This window comes from Streptomyces sp. NPDC005551, from assembly GCF_042871785.1.
Lineage (GTDB): Bacteria > Actinomycetota > Actinomycetes > Streptomycetales > Streptomycetaceae > Streptomyces.
The window spans coordinates 258,373-275,097 of the sequence record NZ_JBIAJE010000005.1; the positions used below are offsets into that span (position 1 = coordinate 258,373).

Sequence of the window (16,725 nt, forward strand, 5' to 3'; positions counted from 1 at the left end):
TCTTCTTGAATGCGGAACGCGCTGGAACCCTGTGAGCGTTGCGGAGATGGCGGAGACCCGCCTATCACTCACCGGCTCCTGGCCAGTGCATGCTCCACCCTCAACCAGCATCATCCGGACGGGTTGATGAGACTCCTAGCCCATCAGCAGTACCGCCTTAGCCTTCCGGCGTCATGCTCACGCGAACTGCTGCCTGCGTCGCAGCCCTCCTCGCCACCCTCGCCGCGTGCACCAGTCACCCTCCAAGGCGGGCCACACAAAAGACGCGCCGCAGGTCTGAGCCTCTGTCACGTGGTCCCCGGAGTACAGCCGATCCTCGCGATCCGGACCGGCGCCTGCCCCACCTGCCACCGCAACACACCCACCCCGATTCCACCCTGACCAAGCCCTACTGGCTAGGACGCGTCCGGGAAGCCGCCCACCCGGAGAGTGACGTTCAGTCTGCCGGTGAGCCCCAACTCGGGGGGCGCCGTGCCCGCGTGCACCCGCGGGACCCCGTGGTACGCGAGCCGGGAGGCTCCGCCGAAGACGAAGAGGTCCCCGCTGCGCAGCTCGACGTCCGTGTACGGGCGGGTCCGCGCCTCGGTGTTCCCGAACCGGAAGACGCAGGTGTCGCCGAGGCTCAGGGACACCACCGGCGCGTCCGACTCCTCGTCGCTGTCGCGGTGCATGCCCATCCGGGCGTCGGCGTCGTAGAAGTTGATCAGTGCGATGTCGTGGGCGGGGTGATGCGCGGCCGCCCGGCCGAGGGCATCCGTCACCGCGCGGCGGCCGAGGTCCGCCAGCCAGTCCGGGAAGGGCTTCACCGGCGAGCCGTCGCCGTCCACCACGGTGCGCGCGTACCCGTAGGGATACCAGTGCAGGCCGAGGCAGACCTGCCGGGAGGTCATGGTGCCGCCGCCGGGGGTGCGGACCGTGCGCAGCCCCGCGGGCGGTTCGGCCCACGCGCGGCAGGCCGCCAGCAGTTGCCGCTGGCCCACGGGGTCGAGCCAGTCCGGCAGGTGCACCGCGCCCGGCGCGACCTCCGTCCGTCCGCGCGGAAACAGCTCGCTGTCCATGGCTCCATCATGACCCAGGCGCCGACGGGGCCGGTCGGTCGCGTCGGGTCAGGGCCGGGACCGCGCCCCGGCATCGCGCGGCCCGGGGCGCCCGGGTACCCCGGCCGCACCCACCCTGACCGGTGCTGAGCCGCGCCTCGGATAGCCTGGGGCACGATGAACGACCGGATGGCCACACCCTGGGGCGAGTACACGCTGGCCCGCTTCCCCGAGGACCCCCGCGACCGGCTGCGTGCCTGGGACGCGTCCGACGCCTATGTCCTGCGCCACCTCGCGGCGAGCGACACCTCCCTGTCCGGGTCGGTGGTCGTGACCGGCGACCGGTGGGGCGCGCTGACCACGGCGCTGGCGGCGCACCGGCCGGTGCAGATCACCGACTCCCACCTCGCGCGGGAGGCGACCCGGGCGAATCTGCGGCGCAACGGCGTCGACGAGGACTCCGTACGCCTCCTCACCACGCGGGACACCCCGCCCGACCGCGTCGACGTCCTGATCGTGCGTGTCCCCAGGAGCCTCGCGCTGCTGGAGGACCAGCTGCACCGGCTCGCACCCGCCCTGCACGAGGGGACGGTCGTCGTCGGCACCGGCATGGTGAAGGAGATCCACACCTCGACGCTGCGCCTGTTCGAGCGGATCGTCGGCCCGACCCGCACGTCCCTCGCCGAGCAGAAGGCCCGGCTCATCTTCAGCACCCCCGCGCCGGGGCTCGTACGGCCGACGAACCCGTGGCCGTACCGCTACGAACTCCCCGACGGCGTCGGCGTGGTGTCGGGACGGACCGTCACCAATCACGCGGGGGTCTTCTGCGCCGACCGCCTCGACATCGGCACCCGCTTCCTCCTCCAGCACCTGCCGGAGAGCCGGGGCGCCGAGCGCGTCGTGGACCTGGGCTGCGGCAACGGGGTCGTCGGTACGGCGGTCGCGCTGGCCAATCCGCGGGCGAGCGTGCTGTTCGTGGACGAGTCCTACCAGGCGGTGGCCTCCGCCGAGGCGACGTACCGGGCGAACGTGGAACAGCCGGCCTCGGACGGCCCGGCGGACCCGGTGGGCTCGGCGGACCCGGTGGGCTCGGCGGAGTTCCTCGTCGGGGACGGGCTGACCGACGTACCGAGCGCGAGTGTCGACGTCGTGCTGAACAATCCGCCCTTCCACTCCCACCAGGCGACGACCGACGCGACGGCGTGGCGGATGTTCAGCGGAGCACGCCGTGCGCTGCGGCCGGGCGGCGAGCTGTGGGTCATCGGCAACCGGCATCTCGGCTACCACCTCAAGCTGCGCCGCCTGTTCGGCAACAGTGAACTGGTCGCGAGCGACGCGAAGTTCGTGCTCCTCAGGGCGGTCAAGAAGTAGACGCGCCCGGCTGCGGTGCCGGCTCACTGGGCCCGCGCCCGGTGCGCACCGGACCCGTGAGCCGACGCGCACCGGACCCGTGAGCCGATGCGCACCGGACCCGACTCAGGCGCTCACCGGGTGCCTCTCGGACGACCGCCGGTGCGACGCAGGTGCTGACCGGCGTGTCCCAGGCGCTCACCGGGTGCGGCTCAGCCGCGCAGCACCCTGATGAGGCGCGCCACCGTCCGCGCCATGGCCTCCCGCCCCTCGCCGAGGTACGTGCGGGAGTCCGCCGCCTCGGGGTGGGCGGCGAGGAACTCCCGGATGGCACCGGTCATGGCGAGGTTCAGCGCCGTTCCGATGTTGACCTTGGCGATACCGCCCGCGACGGCCGCCGTCAGTTCGTCGTCCGGTACGCCCGAGGAACCGTGCAGGACGAGCGGCACGTCCAGGGCGGCGGCCAGCCGCTTGAGCAGCTCGTGATCGAGGGCGGCGGTGCGGGTGGTCATCGCGTGCGAACTGCCGATCGCGACCGCCAGGGCGTCCACGCCCGAGTCGGCCACGAAGGCGCGGGCCTCGGCGGGGTCGGTGCGGGCACCGGGCGCGTGCGCGTCGAGCGCCGGTTCCCCCTTCTTGCCGCCCACCTTGCCCAACTCGGCCTCGATCCAGAGCCCTTGGGCATGAGCCCAGTCGGTGGCCGCCCGGGTGACGGCGAGATTCTCCTCGTACGGCAGGCGGGCCGCGTCGTACATCACGGAACTGAACCCGGCATCGGCCGCCTGGCGCAGGAGTGCGTCGTTCCGCACGTGGTCGAGGTGGAGCGCGACGGGGACCGCGGCGCGCTCCGCCGCCGCGGCCGCGGCACGGGCCAGCGGGAGCAGGCGTCCGTGCCGGAACCGCACGGCGTTCTCGCTGACCTGGAGGACGACGGGCGCGTTCACGGCCTCCGCACCGGTGACGACCGCCTCGATGTGCTCAAGCGTGATGATGTTGAACGCGGGGACGGCGGTCCGCGTCCCGACGGCGGCGGCGATCAGGTCACCGGTTGCGGCGAGGGGCACAACTCTTCCTTCTGTCCGGGCGGTTGGGCCGGCTCACTGCGCGCTCTGCCGGAGGATGACCGAGCGGGTGAGGTGGCGCGGCCGGTCCGGGTCGAGCCCGCGGGCGGCGGCGACCGCGACCGCGAGCCGCTGGACGCGGACGAGTTCGGCCAGCGGGTCGAGCGCGCCGGCCACCCACAGGGCGCCGGTCGCCCCCACCTGCTCGGCCAGCCCGTCGGGGGCGTCCCCGAGCATCCAGGTGGCCGTGCCGCGGGTGGCGATGCTGATGGGACCATGCCGGTACTCCATCGCCGGGTAGGCCTCGGTCCACGCCAGCGAAGCCTCGCGCATCTTGAGCGCGGCCTCGCAGGCCAGCCCGACGGTCCAGCCACGGCCGAGGAAGGTGAACTGCGTGCCGTCGACAAGCCCTTCGGGCAGCGGAGTCTTCAGTGCGGTGGCCGCGTCGGCCACGACGGCGTCGGAGTGCAGACCGAGGTGGGCGCGCAGCAGGGTGAGGGCGGTGGTCGCGAACCGGGTCTGCACGACGGACCGCTCGTCCGCGAAGTCGAGGACCACGACGTCGTCGGCACAGTCCATGACGGGCGTGCGCGGGTCGGCGGTGACGGCCGTCGTACGCGTACGGCCCCGGAGCCGGCCGAGGAGTTCCAGCACCTCGGTGGTGGTGCCGGAGCGGGTGAGGGCGACCACCCGGTCGTACGTGCGGCCGTGCGGGAACTCGGACGCGGCGAAGGCGTCGGTCTCGCCCTGCCCCGACTGTTCGCGCAGCGCGGCGGCGGCCTGGGCCATGAAGAGCGAGGTGCCGCATCCGACGACGGCGACCCGCTCCCCCGGTGCCGGCAGCGCGGCACCGTGCCCCTCGGCCTGTTCGGCGGCCCGGGCCCAGCACTCGGGCTGAGTCATCAGCTCGTTCTCGACATGGGTCATGCCGTGTTCCTCCTGCGCATGCGCCGATGCTTGTTCATGCAAGATATAGCCGACTTTCGCGCACAATCAAGCATTCGAGCAGGGGAAGGGGTGCGTTAGGGTCGCGGAAGATCGAGGAACGGAGAGTGCGGATGTCGCGCGACGCCCGCTGGAAGACCCTGCTGGAACTGCTCGTGGAGCGGGGCCGGCTGGACGTCGAGCAGGCCGCGGCGGAGCTCGAGGTGTCCGCCGCGACGATCCGGCGCGACCTCGACCAGCTCGCCGAGCAGCAGATGCTGGTCCGCACCCGCGGCGGCGCGGTGGTCCACGGGGTCTCGTACGAACTGCCGCTGCGCTACAAGACCGCCCGCCGGGCCCCGGAGAAGCAACGGATCGCCGAAGCGGTGGCCGATCTCGTCACGCCGGGCGAGGCGGTGGGCCTGACCGGCGGCACGACCACGACGGAGGTGGCCCGCGCCTTGTCCGTACGCCCCGACCTGGCGTCCGGCTCACCCGCGCTGACGGTGGTGACGAACGCGCTCAACATCGCCAACGAGCTGGCCGTGCGGCCCCAGTTCAAGATCGTGGTGACCGGCGGGGTGGCGCGCCCGTCGTCGTACGAGCTCATCGGCCCGCTCGCGGACGGCGTGCTGGGGCAGATCACACTCGACGTGGCCGTGCTCGGCGTGGTCGCCTTCGACGCCGAGCACGGGGCGGCGGCGCACGACGAGGCGGAGGCCGCGATCAACCGCCTGCTGTGCGAGCGCGCCGAGCGGGTGATCGTGGCGGCCGACTCCAGCAAGCTGGGACAGCGCGCGTTCGCCCGGATCTGCGCGGCCGACGCGGTCGACATCCTCGTCACGGACACCGCGGTCGCCGGAGAGACGGTGCGGCGGTTCGAGGAGGCGGGAGTGGAGGTCCTGGCGGTCTGATCGCCCGTCCGAGAACCCCGTCGTTCAGCCGCTCGGCCGCTCAGCCACTCAGCCGCTTCTCCGGCAGCACCCCGTACGCCGGGGCCGTGCCGCGCGCCTCCTGCGTGCCGCCGCCGACGCACGCGAGGGCCTTGCCGTGCCCCATCGCCCCGCCTACCCTGACTTTGTGCCGCTAATAAACAAAAGAGTCCAGCACAGTGTCGTGCCGGGCACCGACCTCACCCGGCTCCGGGCCGCCCTGACCGCCTTTTTCGCACTGGACGGCTTCATCTTCGCCGGCTGGGTGGTCCGGATCCCCGCCATCAAGGAGCAGACCGGCGCTTCCGCCAGCGCCTTGGGGCTCGCGCTCCTCGGAGTCTCCGTCGGCGCCGTGATCACCATGATGCTCACCGGGCGCCTGTGCCGCCGCTTCGGCAACCACCCCGTGACGGTTGTCTGCGGCGTGCTGCTCTCACTCGGCGTCGCCCTGCCGCCGCTCACGCACTCGGCACTGACACTGGGCGCCGTTCTGCTGGTCTTCGGAGCCGCGTACGGCGGGATCAACGTCGCCTTCAACAGCGCGGCCGTCGATCTTGTCGCAGCGTTGCGGCGGCCGGTCATGCCGAGTTTCCACGCCGCCTTCAGCCTGGGAGGCATGATCGGTGCCGGGCTCGGCGGACTTGTCGCGGGCACGCTCTCCCCCGCACACCATCTGCTCGGCCTCACCGTGGTCGGACTGCTGGTGACGGCCGTCGTGGGCCGCATCCTGCTGCGCCTGGAGCCACCGGCGCCCGCGGACCACGCGCAGCCCCGGGAGAAGGACGGCACTCCACGAAGTCGGGACGCGCGGACCCGGGGGCTCGTCGTCGTCCTCGGTCTGATCGCCCTCTGCACCGCTTACGGGGAGGGCGCCCTCGCGGACTGGGGCGCCCTGCACCTGGAACAGGACCTGCACGCCCACCCGGGCGTCGCCGCGGCGGGGTATGCGTGCTTCGCACTCAGCATGACGATCGGCCGGGCCGGCGGCACGACCCTCCTGGAACGGGCCGGGCGGACGCGGACACTGGTGGCGGGCGGCGCTCTGGCATGCGCGGGCATGCTGCTCGGCGCACTGGCACCCTCGGCCTGGGCGGCGCTGCTGGGTTTCGCGGTGACGGGACTCGGCCTCGCCAACATCTTCCCGGTCGCCGTCGAACGTGCGGGCGCGCTCGCCGGGCCGGCCGGCGTCGCGACCGCGTCCACCCTCGGCTACGGCGGCATGCTCCTCGGACCGCCGGCGATCGGGTTCATGGCGGACTGGTTCTCCCTGCCGGCGGCCCTCACCAGCGTGGCGGCGCTGTCGGCGGTGGCGGCCGTCATCGGCTTCGCGACCCGCCGCTCGGCGGTGGGCTGACGGCCCCGCCCCGGGGAGCGGGTCGGCCCGTGGCAGGCCTGCTCGGCCGAAACCCGCGCGGGGAGAGGCAGTTCTCGCCGCCGCAGCGCGATCCGGTTCACGCGAAGGGGCGTGCGGGGTTGGCTCCCGGCGGTCGAGCCGCACTCCCCCGGCCTCGGCCCATCGGTCACACTTGCGCCATGAAGATCACTGAGTTCCTTGAAACCCTCGACCACGAAGGCCGGTTGCTCGCCTCGGCCGCCGCTGAGGCCGGGGTCGAGGCCGCAGTGCCGACCTGCCCGGGGTGGCAGGTGCGCGACCTGCTGCGGCACACGGGCATGGTGCACCGCTGGGCAGCGGCGTTCGTCGCCGACGGGCACACCTCGTACCAGCGCGACGGCGGCCTGCCGGACCTGGACGGCGGAGAACTCCTGGCCTGGTTCCGAGAGGGCCACCGCCGGCTCGTCGACACGCTGGCCGCGGCACCGTCCGACATACAGTGCTGGAGTTTCCTGCCCGCGCCCTCCCCGCTGGCCTTCTGGGCGCGGCGGCAGGCCCACGAGACGACCGTGCACCGGGTCGACGCCGAGTCGGCACTCGGAGGTGAGCCGACCGCGATCGCCACGGCCTTCGCGGTGGACGGCATCGACGAGCTGCTGCGCGGATTCCACGCCCGCCCGAAGAGCGGGGTGCGTTCGGAGGCGCCCCGTGTGCTGCGCGTACGAGCCATCGGCACCGCGGACCTCGCGGAAGCCACGGGAGGCGCGGACGCCGTGGAGGCCGTGTGGACCGTACGGCTGTCGGCTGAGCCGCCCGCGGGCGAGCCGGGCGAGGACGGGGACGCCGACTGCGAACTGGCCGGACCGGCGGACCAGTTGTACCTGGCGCTGTGGAACCGCCGGCCCTTCCCGAGCGTGGCGGGCGACGCCGGACTCGCCGACCTGTGGCGGGAGAAGTCGGCCGTCACCTGGAACTGAGAGGACCGAGGAGGCGCACGAGCGAGGCGAGTTGCCCGATCCGAGGGCAGGTGGTCCGCAGCCGGGCGGCCCGACCGGACCGGGGGCCGTTCAGGTCAGCGGCATCCGACCGGGCGGTCCGCCAGCATCCGGTGCAGCACCGCCCGCTGCACCGGCAGCACCTCGCCGTGCAGCTCGCGCCCATTCGGCGTGAGGGCCACCCGGACGCCCCGGCGGTCGGTCGGACACACACAGCGTGTGACGTGCCCGTCCTTCTCCAGGCGGCCGATCAGCCGGGACAGCGCGCTCTGGCTCAGGTGCACCCGCTCGGAGATCTCCTGCACGCGGTACGAGGGGCCGCCGTCCGACGCCGCCCCTTCCGCCAGTACGTCGAGGACCTCGAAGTCGCTCGCGCCCAGGCCGTACGGGTGCAGCGCTCGGTCGAGTTCACAAAGTGTGCGCGCATGCACCGCGAGGATGTCACGCCACTCGTCCACGAGCACCTGCTCGGCCTTCTTCGCCGCCGCCATGGGCGCACCGTAGCAAAGAATCCATTTTGTTGCATCGGAATTAAATGCGCTTGCATTGGATGCGTATGCATGTACTGTCTTCGTCATGACTTCTCCGCTCACCGCCCCCGAGTCCCGGAGCACGTGGACGCCCCGGCTGTGGGGCACCCTGCTGGTGCTCTGCGCCGCGATGTTCCTGGACGCGCTGGACGTGTCGATGGTCGGCGTCGCCCTGCCGTCCATCGGTTCCGAACTCGACCTCTCCACGTCGACGCTCCAATGGATCGTCAGCGGCTACATCCTGGGCTACGGCGGGCTCCTCCTCCTCGGCGGACGCGCCGCCGACCTGCTGGGCCGCCGCGAGGTCTTCCTGGTGGCCCTCGGCGTCTTCGCACTCGCCTCGCTGCTCGGCGGACTCGTCGACTCGGGACCACTGCTGATCGCCAGCCGCTTCATCAAGGGTCTGAGCGCCGCGTTCACCGCGCCCGCCGGCCTGTCCATCATCACCACGACCTTCGCCGAGGGCCCACTGCGCAACCGCGCGCTCTCCATCTACACCACCTGCGCGGCCACCGGCTTCTCCATGGGGCTCGTGCTGTCCGGCCTGCTGACCGAGGCCAGCTGGCGGCTGACCATGCTGCTGCCCGCCCCGATCGCCGTCATCGCACTGATCGTGGGCCTGAAGCTGATCCCGCGCAGTGAGCGCGAGAAGGACCACCGCGGTTACGACATCCCGGGCGCCGTGATCGGCACCGCCTCGATGCTGCTGCTCGTCTTCACCGTCGTCCAGGCGCCCGAGGTGGGCTGGAGCACGGCCCGTACCCTGCTCTCCTTCGCCGCCGTCGCACTTCTGCTCACGGTCTTCGTCGCCGTCGAACGCCGCAGCCCGAGCCCGCTGATCCGGCTCGGGGTACTGCGCTCCGGCAGTCAGGTCCGCGCCCAGCTCGGCGCGATGGCGTTCTTCGGCTCGTACGTCGGCTTCCAGTTCATGGTGACGCTGTACATGCAGTCGCTGCTCGGCTGGTCGGCGCTGCACACCGCCCTCGCCTTCCTGCCCGCCGGCGCGCTGGTCGCGCTGTCCTCCACGAAGGTGGGCTCGGTCGTCGACCGGTTCGGCACCCCGCGTCTCATCGCCGTGGGCTTCGCCCTGATGGTCCTCGGCTACGCCCTGTTCCTCCGTGTCGACCTCGACCCGGTCTACGCGGCCGTCATCCTGCCAACGATGCTGCTGATCGGCGCGGCCTGCGCCCTGGTCTTCCCGTCCCTCAACATCCAGGCGACGAACGGCGTGGCGGACCACGAGCAGGGCATGGTCTCCGGCCTGCTGAACACCTCGGTCCAGGTGGGCGGCGCGATCTTCCTCGCCGTCGTGACGGCGGTCGTGACCGCGAACTCCTCCGGGAGTTCCTCCCCGCAGGCCGTCCTCGACAGCTACCGGTCGGGCCTGGTCGTCGTGACCGGCATCGCCCTCGCGGGACTGCTCGTCACCCTCACCGGCCTGCGTACTCCGCGGACGCGGGAGACGATCGTGGTCGCCCGCTCGCCGCAGGAGCCGGGTACGGCGCACAAGGAGTCGGAGGAGGCGCGGGTGGCGGTCGTCGACTGAGCGGCCCGCCTCGCACGCGCATCGACCGGCCCGGCGCCCGGCTCTCGCGACCGGGCCGGTCCTGCGTCCCCGATCGGGCCCGCCCGGCGGCCACTTGCTTGCCCGCCGGGCGTTCCCCTGTTTGACTCGGTGCATGGGGAGACGTACACAGGCGGAGCGGGACGCGATGACGGTCGAGATCGGCTACGCGCTGTTCGCGGGCGCGGTGCTGGCCGGAGCGGTCTGCCTGGGCGTGCTCCATGCCGTCCCCGCCCTCTTCGGGACTCCGGGCGGGACGAGCCACACACTGAAGCAGGCCGCGGCCGGTCTCACGGCCGTCACCTTCTTCGCGACCGTGGCGACGGTGCTGATCCGCTTCCAGCACCTCCGTCAGCCCAGCCAGCCCGGCCGCACCAGTCCCGACTCGTAGGCCAGCACGACGAGTTGGGCCCGGTCACGCGCTCCGAGCTTCACCATGGTCCGGCTGACATGGGTCTTCGCGGTCAGCGGGCTGACGAACAGGCGGCGGGCGATCTCGTCGTTCGACAGACCGATGCCGACCAGGGCCATCACCTCCCGCTCCCGCTCGGTGAGTGCGGACAGCGACCGGACGGCCGCCGGCTCCTTGGAGCGGGCCGCGAACTCGGCGATCAGCCGCCGGGTCACCCCCGGCGACAACAGCGCGTCACCCTCCACCACCGCCCGCACCGCGCGCACCAGTTCCTCCGGTTCGGTGTCCTTCACGAGGAAGCCCGACGCTCCGCAGCGGATCGCCTCGAAGACGTACTCGTCCAGCTCGAACGTGGTGAGCATGACCACCTTGACGCCCTCCAGGTCCGATTCGCCGGTGATGCGGCGGGTGGCGGCGAGACCGTCGAGGCGGGGCATGCGGATGTCCATCAGGACGACGTCCGGGCGCAGTTCGCGAACCCTGCCCAGCGCCTCCTCGCCGTCGGCGGCCTCCCCGGCCACCTCGATGTCCGGCTGCGCGTCGAGCAACGCCCTGAAGCCCGCTCTCACCAGCGACTGGTCGTCGGCGAGCAGTACGCGGATCATCGGTCCTCCCCGAGTCCGAGTGGCAGCAGCGCCAGCACACGGAAGCCTCCGTCGGCGCGCGGGCCGGCCTCGATCGTGCCACCCAGCGCCGCGGCCCGCTCCCGCATCCCGGCGAGCCCGTTGCCGCTGCCGCCGGCGTCCGCGCCGGTCGCGGGGCCCTCGTCGTCGACCCGCAGCCGCAACGCGCCCTCCGTACGGTCGATCCGCACCCGCGCGTGCCGCGATCCAGAGTGCCGTACGACATTGGTCAGCGCCTCCTGCACGATACGGAACGCGGCGAGGTCGGTGGCGGGCGCGAGCCCCGTGACCTCACCCAGCACCTCGACCGTCAGTCCGGCGCTTGCCGCCTGCTCGACCAGTTCGGGGAGCCGGCCGAGGCCCGGCGCCGGGGCCCGCGGCGCCTGGCCGTCTGCCCGCAGCGTGTCGAGAACCTGCCGGACCTCCCCCAGCGCCTCCTTGCTGGCGGCCTTGATGGTGATGAGTGCCGTACGCGCCTGCTCCGGGTCGGAGTCGAGGAGCGCGAGACCGGCACCCGCCTGGACGTTGATCACGGAGATGCTGTGTGCGAGCACGTCGTGCAGTTCACGGGCGATCCGCAGCCGCTCCTCGTCGGCGCGGCGCGCCGCGGCCAGCGCCCGCTCGGCCCGGTCGCGCGCCCACTGCTCACGCCGTACGCGGACCAGCTCCGACACCGCCACGATCGCCACCACCCAGGCGGCCACCACGATCTCCTGGCCCCAGGCGGCGGCGCCGTCCCCCGTCGGAGGCAGCCGGCGGTAGAGCCAGTGCGCCACCAGCAGATGGCCGGCCCACAGCAGCCCGACCGCCGACCAGGCGGCCCTGCGGTGCCCGGCCACGACAGCGCCGAAGCAGCCGGCCGCCACGGTGAGGAACACCGGGCCGTACGGGTACCCGGCGCCCAGATAGACCATCGCCGCCGCGGCCGTGGCGAAGGCGACGAACACCGGGTACCGCTGCCGCCACAGCAGCACGCCGCATCCCGCGAGGAGCAGCACGCGGGCGAAGCTGTCCGGAGAGGCGCGCACGCCCGCCTGTGCGTGGGCCGCGAACTGCGAACCGGCGAGCACGAGGACGGTGAGCAGGAGGGTGGAACGCCACGGCCGGCCGGCGCCGCGGTCCTCGTCGTCCCGGCGGTCGCGCCCCGGCGGCCCGCACCGCCACCACCGGGACGGCCCGGCCGGGGCCGGGGGCCTGCGGGCGTGCTGCTCTTCCATGACCGTCACGCTAGACGCCGTCCGGTGTTCCCGGCGTCAGCCGGGCGTGGTGACCAGGCGTACTCCCCGCGGAGTACGCGGTGGGCCTGCGCACCTGCCCGGCCGACGGAAGGACGCTCTCACGCACCCGTCACCCGACGGGCGCACACCTCACCACCGGCGACCCGGCGGGCTCACGCCCTCACGCACCCGGCCGCCCGAAAGCCTCATGCTCGTACGCACCCGCCACCCGCGGACCCGCGCCTCCGCGCGTCAGTCGGTCGGCGGAGCGGGCTGCCGGTCGAGGGCGGTCAGGGCCCGCCCGGCCATGGGGTGGCTGCGCACCATCTCGCCGAGCGAGGTCGAGCCACGGGTGATCCCCGTGAACGCCTTCCACGCGGGCCGGAAACCGGTGAGCGCGGCATGGAACAGACCCGGACGGCGCTCGAAGGCCCCGAGCAGACGCTTGCCCACGCTCATCTCCACGCCCAGGCCCGCCTTGATCGCGAAGGCGTAGTTCAGGGCCTGGCGCCGGGTGTCCACGGCGTCGTGCGCCTCGGCGATCCGTACCGCCCACTCGCCCGCCAGCCGTCCCGAGCGCAGCGCGAAGGAGATGCCCTCGCGGGTCCACGGCTCGAGCAGTCCCGCCGCGTCGCCGCACACCAGCACCCGGCCGCGCGACAGCGGTGAGTCGTCGGCGCGGCAGCGCGTCAAGTGCCCGGAGGAGATGCTCGGTTCGAAGCCGGCGAGCCCCAGCCGGGCGACGAAGTCCTCCAAGTACCGCTTGGTGGCGGCGCCTTCACCGCGGGCCGAGATCACGCCGACCGTCAGGGTGTCCCCCTTGGGGAAGACCCAGCCGTAACTGCCGGGCATCGGGCCCCAGTCGATGAGGACACGGCCCTTCCAGTCCTCGGCGACGGTGTCGGGCACCGGGATCTCCACCTCCAGGCCGAGGTCGACCTGGTCGAGTTTCACACCGACGTGTGCTCCTATCCGGCTCGCGCTGCCGTCCGCTCCGACGACGGCCCGCGCGAGCACCGACTCGCCGCCCTGCAGTACGACGGCGACGGTGCGCCGGTCCGGTACCGCCGAACCGTGCTGTTCGACCCGCGAGACGGTCACGCCCGTCCGGAGTTCGGCACCGGCCTTCTCGGCGTGCTCGACCAGCTGCTGGTCGAACTCGGGGCGGTTGATCAGCCCGAACAGCATCTGCCTGGAGCGCCGGGTGCGCGCGAACTTGCCGTCCAGGGAGAACGTGACCGCGTGCACCCGGTCCCGGAACGGCAGCTCGAAGCCGGGCGGCAGTGAGTCACGGGAGGGGCCGATGATGCCGCCCCCGCACGTCTTGTAGCGCGGCAGCTCCGCCTTTTCCAGCAGCAGGACGCTGCGTCCCGCGACCGCCGCCGCATAGGCGGCCGAGGCCCCCGCGGGTCCCGCGCCCACCACGACGACGTCCCATACCCGCTCCGCGTCGTCCGCCGTCGAAGAGTTCTCGCTGCTCACGATGGTCTGTTGCTCCCGATCCAGCCGCCTGCCGCACCTTCCCCCCGCATCCTACGGCGGGCATCGCCGCAGGCCACTGTGGGAGGATCGGCGGCGTATGCGCCCTGCACACCGGTACGCGCGTACGCACCAGGAAAAGATCGTGGAACAACCCCCACGAGGTCCACACCTCGCACACCCCGTGCACCATGCACAGCCCGTACTCGTACACCGAAGTACCACGTCGCACCCACAAGGAGCGTGCCCATGTCGTCGAATCCGGTCGCCGAGATCGTCGCCTCGCTGATGCCCCGGGCGAAGGCGGAGCTCACCGAGCTGGTGGCCTTCAAGTCGGTGGCGGACTTCGGCCAATACCCGCGGAGCGAGAGCGAGGGCGCCGCGGCCTGGGTCGCGGACGCGCTGCGGGCCGAGGGTTTCCAGGACGTGGCACTGCTCGACACCCCGGACGGCACGCAGTCGGTGTACGGCTTCCTGCCGGGGCCCGAGGGCGCGAAGACGGTCCTGCTGTACGCGCACTACGACGTGCAGCCGCCCCTGGACGAGGCGGCCTGGGCGTCTCCGCCGTTCGAGCTGACGGAACGCGACGGCCGTTGGTACGGACGAGGGAGCGCCGACTGCAAGGGCGGCCTGATCATGCACCTCCTCGCCCTGCGCGCGCTGAAGGCGAACGGCGGTGTGCCCGTGCACGTCAAGGTGATCGCGGAGGGGTCCGAGGAGCAGGGCACGGGCGGTCTGGAGCGGTACGCCGAGGCGCACCCGGAGCTGCTGGCCGCCGACACCATCGTCATCGGCGACTCGGGCAACTTCCGGGTGGGCCTGCCGACGGTCACCTCGACGCTCCGGGGCATGACGCTGGTACGCGTACAGGTCGACACGCTCGAAGGGAACCTGCACTCCGGGCAGTTCGGCGGCGCCGCGCCCGACGCGCTCGGCGCGCTGATCCGCGCACTGGACTCGCTGCGCGCCGAGGACGGTTCGACGACCGTCGACGGCCTCACCGGCGACACGCGGTGGGACGGGCTTCAGTACGACGAGGAAAGCTTCCGCAGGGACGCGAAGGTGCTCGACGGCGTACAGCTGATCGGAGCCGGTACGGTCGCCGACCGGATCTGGGCGCGGCCGGCCGTCACCGTGCTCGGCATCGACTGCCCGCCGGTGGTGGGGGCGACGCCGTCCGTGCAGGCCGGGGCCCGTGCCCTGATCAGCCTGCGGGTGCCGCCGGGCACCGACGCGGCCGAGGCGACCAAGCTGCTCCAGGCCCATCTGGAGGCGCACACGCCGTGGGGGGCGCGCGTGCGGACGGAACAGATCGGCCAGGGCCAGGCGTTCCAGGCGGACACCTCCAGCCCGGCGTACGCGGCGATGGCCGAGGCCATGGCGGTCGCCTATCCGGGTGAGGAGATGCAGTACGCCGGCCAGGGCGGCTCCATCCCGCTGTGCAGCACCCTCGCCTCGCTGTACCCGCGGGCGGAGATCCTGCTGATCGGGCTCAGCGAGCCGGAGGCCCAGATCCACGCGGTGAACGAGAGCGTGTCCCCCGAGGAGCTGGAGCGCCTGTCCGTTGCGGAGGCGCTCTTCCTGCGGAACTACGCGGCGAGCTGATCCGGCCGGGCCCGACCGGCCCCCGCCGGCCCGGCCCCCTGGGTCCCTCCGCCCTCGGCAGAGGGGCCCAGGGCCTGTCGGAGTCGGCTCCTCGTGCGCCCCGTCGTCCTCAGCCCATCGGGACACCGGCCTCCAGGTAGAGTGCCGCCGCTCGTTCCCGGGCGCGCAGCGCCCAGCGCAGCCGTTCGTAGCGCACCGGCGGCAGCAGTCTGGCCGCCTCCTTCTCGGTGACGAAACGCCATTCGCGCAGTTCGGGGCCCGGAAGCAGCAGGCGTCGGGCCTCGTCGGCGGGCAGGCGCCCGCCGTCGAAGAGGAGGCGCAGGCCCCCGTAGCCCGGCGGTGCGGGCGGCTCCCAGTCGACGACGAGGAGCCGGGGCACCTCGTCGAGGACGATTCCGGTCTCCTCGGCGACCTCGCGCATGCCCGCGCGCGCGGGAGCCTCGCCCGGCTCGACGACACCCCCCGGGAACTCCCAGCCCGGCTTGTAGGTCGGGTCGACGAGCAGCACCCGGTCCTGCTCGTCGAACAGGAGGACGCCGGCCGCCAGGGTCTCGGCGGTCGGCTCGGGCGTCTGCACGATGTCGCTGACGGCCGCGTCCCCGCTGCGCACGGCCTCGGCGATGCGCAGGGCGGCCTCGTGCGGGGTGAGCGTGCCGGTGTCCACGAGGTGCGCATCGGCGGTGAGCCAGGAGGCGAGCGCGGCGCGGTAGGGCTCGATGTGGTCGAAGGACCACCGGCGCACCCGCAGCTCGCCGTCGGGCAGGTCGGCCGGCACCTCACGCCCGGCTATTCGCTCCCGCAGGATCGTTTCCGCCGGGGCGAGGAGCACATGGCGTACGGAGATGCGGCGCGAGGCGAGGCCGCCGAAGATCTCGTCGCGGTACTCCTGGCGCAGCAGGGTCATCGGGACCACGAGGACGCCGCCGAGGTCGGCGAGCATCGCTGCCGCGGTGTCGACCACGAGGCGTCGCCAGATCGGCAGGTCCTGGAAGTCGCCGACCTCGGCGAGGCGCTTGGCCGGCAGCAGGTGTGTGAGTGCTCCGCCCACCACCTCGGGGTCGAAGAGCGTGCTGTTCGGGATCAGGTCGATCAGTTCCCGTGCGGTCGTCGTCTTCCCCGCACCGAACGCACCGTTGATCCAGACGATCACGGTTCCCCCTCTTCTGTTGGCCCCCTGGGGCTTGCCCGCTCCACCCTGCCACGGAAACCGGGCGTTGTTGAGGGAGCCTCCCGAGGGGCGGCACGCGTCGGCGCCGGCACCCCGGCCGACCCCCGGGATGCCGGCGCCGCGAAGCTGCCGGTCAGCCGTCCTGGTCCAGGACGCCTTCCTCCATGTCCAGGCTGTCGCTGCTGACCGTGTGGTCCACGTTGCTGAGGGTGCGCTCGAGATGCAGATCACCCAGCGCGTCCCCTCCGAGGGCGTGGGAGGGAGTGACCGCCGCGACGACGAATCCGGTGGCGAGGGAGGCTACGGCGAGCATGGTTCGCTTCTTCATGCCCGGATCAACTACGGACCCGGGGATGAGTCACGGGTACTCCCCCGCCGGACCCACTGCCCACTGATCCGCTCACACCTCTCGCCATCGGGCTCACGGGCCCCGGGCAGCAGCATGCCCCGCCCTCCCGGTGCTGTCCCTGACGGGGCGGAAGGACGGGGCACAGC

16 protein-coding genes are annotated in these 16,725 nt (G+C 72.7%); 7 read left to right on the top strand and 9 right to left on the bottom strand.

Going from position 1 to position 16,725, the window contains the following annotated elements; all coding sequences use genetic code 11:
• Positions 1-395 precede the first annotated feature (395 nt).
• Positions 396-1,058, bottom strand: coding sequence for an alpha-ketoglutarate-dependent dioxygenase AlkB (locus ACFYP4_RS16575; RefSeq protein ID WP_358851289.1), 663 nt, complete (start codon positions 1,056-1,058; stop codon positions 396-398).
• 156 nt (positions 1,059-1,214) lie between these two features.
• Here ACFYP4_RS16575 and ACFYP4_RS16580 point away from each other — a divergent pair, with 156 nt between their 5' ends.
• Complete coding sequence (locus ACFYP4_RS16580) at positions 1,215-2,408, top strand: methyltransferase (RefSeq protein ID WP_388785935.1); 1,194 nt, start codon at positions 1,215-1,217, stop codon at positions 2,406-2,408.
• A 191-nt stretch (positions 2,409-2,599) separates the two neighbouring features.
• Here the strand turns inward: ACFYP4_RS16580 and ACFYP4_RS16585 are convergent, their stop codons facing one another.
• Together ACFYP4_RS16585 and ACFYP4_RS16590 are read right to left on the bottom strand one after the other, a co-directional pair.
• Positions 2,600-3,451 (bottom strand): class II fructose-bisphosphate aldolase, encoded by an 852-nt coding sequence (locus ACFYP4_RS16585; RefSeq protein ID WP_358851287.1) that lies wholly within the window; start codon positions 3,449-3,451, stop codon positions 2,600-2,602.
• A gap of 33 nt (positions 3,452-3,484) precedes the next feature.
• Positions 3,485-4,375 carry an SIS domain-containing protein gene (locus ACFYP4_RS16590; RefSeq protein ID WP_388785938.1) on the bottom strand — a complete coding sequence of 297 codons (891 nt, stop codon included), beginning with the start codon at positions 4,373-4,375 and terminating at the stop codon, positions 3,485-3,487.
• A 131-nt stretch (positions 4,376-4,506) separates the two neighbouring features.
• Here ACFYP4_RS16590 and ACFYP4_RS16595 point away from each other — a divergent pair, with 131 nt between their 5' ends.
• The 3 genes from ACFYP4_RS16595 (at position 4,507) to ACFYP4_RS16605 (ending at position 7,614) form a co-directional block, all read left to right on the top strand.
• A complete protein-coding gene (locus ACFYP4_RS16595) occupies positions 4,507-5,286 on the top strand; it encodes a DeoR/GlpR family DNA-binding transcription regulator (protein WP_358851285.1) in 780 nt (259 codons plus the stop codon).
• 202 nt (positions 5,287-5,488) lie between these two features.
• Positions 5,489-6,658 carry an MFS transporter gene (locus ACFYP4_RS16600; RefSeq protein ID WP_388785940.1) on the top strand — a complete coding sequence of 390 codons (1,170 nt, stop codon included), beginning with the start codon at positions 5,489-5,491 and terminating at the stop codon, positions 6,656-6,658.
• Between the two features lie 179 nt (positions 6,659-6,837).
• On the top strand, positions 6,838-7,614 hold the full coding sequence (locus ACFYP4_RS16605; protein ID WP_388785942.1) for a maleylpyruvate isomerase family mycothiol-dependent enzyme: 777 nt from the start codon (positions 6,838-6,840) through the stop codon (positions 7,612-7,614).
• A 95-nt stretch (positions 7,615-7,709) separates the two neighbouring features.
• On the opposite strand, the gene ACFYP4_RS16610 is transcribed toward ACFYP4_RS16605, so the two are convergent.
• Positions 7,710-8,123, bottom strand: coding sequence for a MarR family transcriptional regulator (locus ACFYP4_RS16610; protein WP_358851282.1), 414 nt, complete (start codon positions 8,121-8,123; stop codon positions 7,710-7,712).
• 85 nt (positions 8,124-8,208) lie between these two features.
• On the opposite strand from ACFYP4_RS16610, the gene ACFYP4_RS16615 reads away from it, so the two are divergent.
• Entirely contained in the window at positions 8,209-9,708 is a 1,500-nt protein-coding gene (locus tag ACFYP4_RS16615) for an MFS transporter (RefSeq protein ID WP_358851281.1), read from the top strand.
• Between the two features lie 133 nt (positions 9,709-9,841).
• On the top strand, positions 9,842-10,117 hold the full coding sequence (locus tag ACFYP4_RS16620) for a DUF6332 family protein (protein ID WP_358851280.1): 276 nt from the start codon (positions 9,842-9,844) through the stop codon (positions 10,115-10,117).
• On the opposite strand, the gene ACFYP4_RS16625 is transcribed toward ACFYP4_RS16620, so the two are convergent.
• The 3 genes from ACFYP4_RS16625 to ACFYP4_RS16635 all read right to left on the bottom strand — a co-directional run bounded on the left by ACFYP4_RS16625 (position 10,078) and on the right by ACFYP4_RS16635 (position 13,460).
• Positions 10,078-10,743 (bottom strand): response regulator transcription factor, encoded by a 666-nt coding sequence (locus ACFYP4_RS16625; protein WP_358851279.1) that lies wholly within the window; start codon positions 10,741-10,743, stop codon positions 10,078-10,080. The two genes, ACFYP4_RS16620 and ACFYP4_RS16625, sit on opposite strands and share 40 nt — an antisense overlap.
• A complete protein-coding gene (locus ACFYP4_RS16630) occupies positions 10,740-11,978 on the bottom strand; it encodes a sensor histidine kinase (RefSeq protein WP_388785946.1) in 1,239 nt (412 codons plus the stop codon). Before ACFYP4_RS16630 ends, ACFYP4_RS16625 begins: the two co-directional genes overlap by 4 nt.
• Before the next feature lie 252 nt (positions 11,979-12,230).
• Positions 12,231-13,460: a geranylgeranyl reductase family protein gene (locus ACFYP4_RS16635; RefSeq protein ID WP_358851277.1), complete on the bottom strand. Its 1,230-nt coding sequence runs from the start codon at positions 13,458-13,460 to the stop codon at positions 12,231-12,233.
• A gap of 246 nt (positions 13,461-13,706) precedes the next feature.
• Between ACFYP4_RS16635 and ACFYP4_RS16640 the strand changes: the two genes are divergently transcribed.
• Positions 13,707-15,062, top strand: a complete 1,356-nt coding sequence (locus tag ACFYP4_RS16640) for a dipeptidase (RefSeq protein ID WP_388785948.1) — start codon at positions 13,707-13,709, stop codon at positions 15,060-15,062.
• A 109-nt stretch (positions 15,063-15,171) separates the two neighbouring features.
• On the opposite strand, the gene ACFYP4_RS16645 is transcribed toward ACFYP4_RS16640, so the two are convergent.
• Positions 15,172-16,212 carry an NUDIX domain-containing protein gene (locus ACFYP4_RS16645; RefSeq protein ID WP_358851275.1) on the bottom strand — a complete coding sequence of 347 codons (1,041 nt, stop codon included), beginning with the start codon at positions 16,210-16,212 and terminating at the stop codon, positions 15,172-15,174.
• 151 nt (positions 16,213-16,363) lie between these two features.
• Positions 16,364-16,558 carry a hypothetical protein gene (locus ACFYP4_RS16650; RefSeq protein ID WP_388785950.1) on the bottom strand — a complete coding sequence of 65 codons (195 nt, stop codon included), beginning with the start codon at positions 16,556-16,558 and terminating at the stop codon, positions 16,364-16,366.
• Positions 16,559-16,725: the final 167 nt, after the last annotated feature.

Bases quoted from the DNA above. Each gene is read 5' to 3' on its own strand.
- ACFYP4_RS16625 (WP_358851279.1), bottom strand. From the start codon at position 10,743: ATGATCCGCGTACTGCTCGCCGACGACCAGTCGCTGGTGAGAGCGGGC.
- ACFYP4_RS16615 (WP_358851281.1), top strand. From the start codon at position 8,209: ATGACTTCTCCGCTCACCGCCCCCGAGTCCCGGAGCACGTGGACGCCC.
- ACFYP4_RS16640 (WP_388785948.1), top strand. From the start codon at position 13,707: ATGTCGTCGAATCCGGTCGCCGAGATCGTCGCCTCGCTGATGCCCCGG.
- ACFYP4_RS16650 (WP_388785950.1), bottom strand. From the start codon at position 16,558: ATGAAGAAGCGAACCATGCTCGCCGTAGCCTCCCTCGCCACCGGATTC.
- ACFYP4_RS16590 (WP_388785938.1), bottom strand. From the start codon at position 4,375: ATGACCCATGTCGAGAACGAGCTGATGACTCAGCCCGAGTGCTGGGCC.
- ACFYP4_RS16630 (WP_388785946.1), bottom strand. From the start codon at position 11,978: ATGGAAGAGCAGCACGCCCGCAGGCCCCCGGCCCCGGCCGGGCCGTCC.
- ACFYP4_RS16575 (WP_358851289.1), bottom strand. From the start codon at position 1,058: ATGGACAGCGAGCTGTTTCCGCGCGGACGGACGGAGGTCGCGCCGGGC.
- ACFYP4_RS16580 (WP_388785935.1), top strand. From the start codon at position 1,215: ATGAACGACCGGATGGCCACACCCTGGGGCGAGTACACGCTGGCCCGC.
- ACFYP4_RS16620 (WP_358851280.1), top strand. From the start codon at position 9,842: ATGGGGAGACGTACACAGGCGGAGCGGGACGCGATGACGGTCGAGATC.
- ACFYP4_RS16610 (WP_358851282.1), bottom strand. From the start codon at position 8,123: ATGGCGGCGGCGAAGAAGGCCGAGCAGGTGCTCGTGGACGAGTGGCGT.
- ACFYP4_RS16595 (WP_358851285.1), top strand. From the start codon at position 4,507: ATGTCGCGCGACGCCCGCTGGAAGACCCTGCTGGAACTGCTCGTGGAG.
- ACFYP4_RS16605 (WP_388785942.1), top strand. From the start codon at position 6,838: ATGAAGATCACTGAGTTCCTTGAAACCCTCGACCACGAAGGCCGGTTG.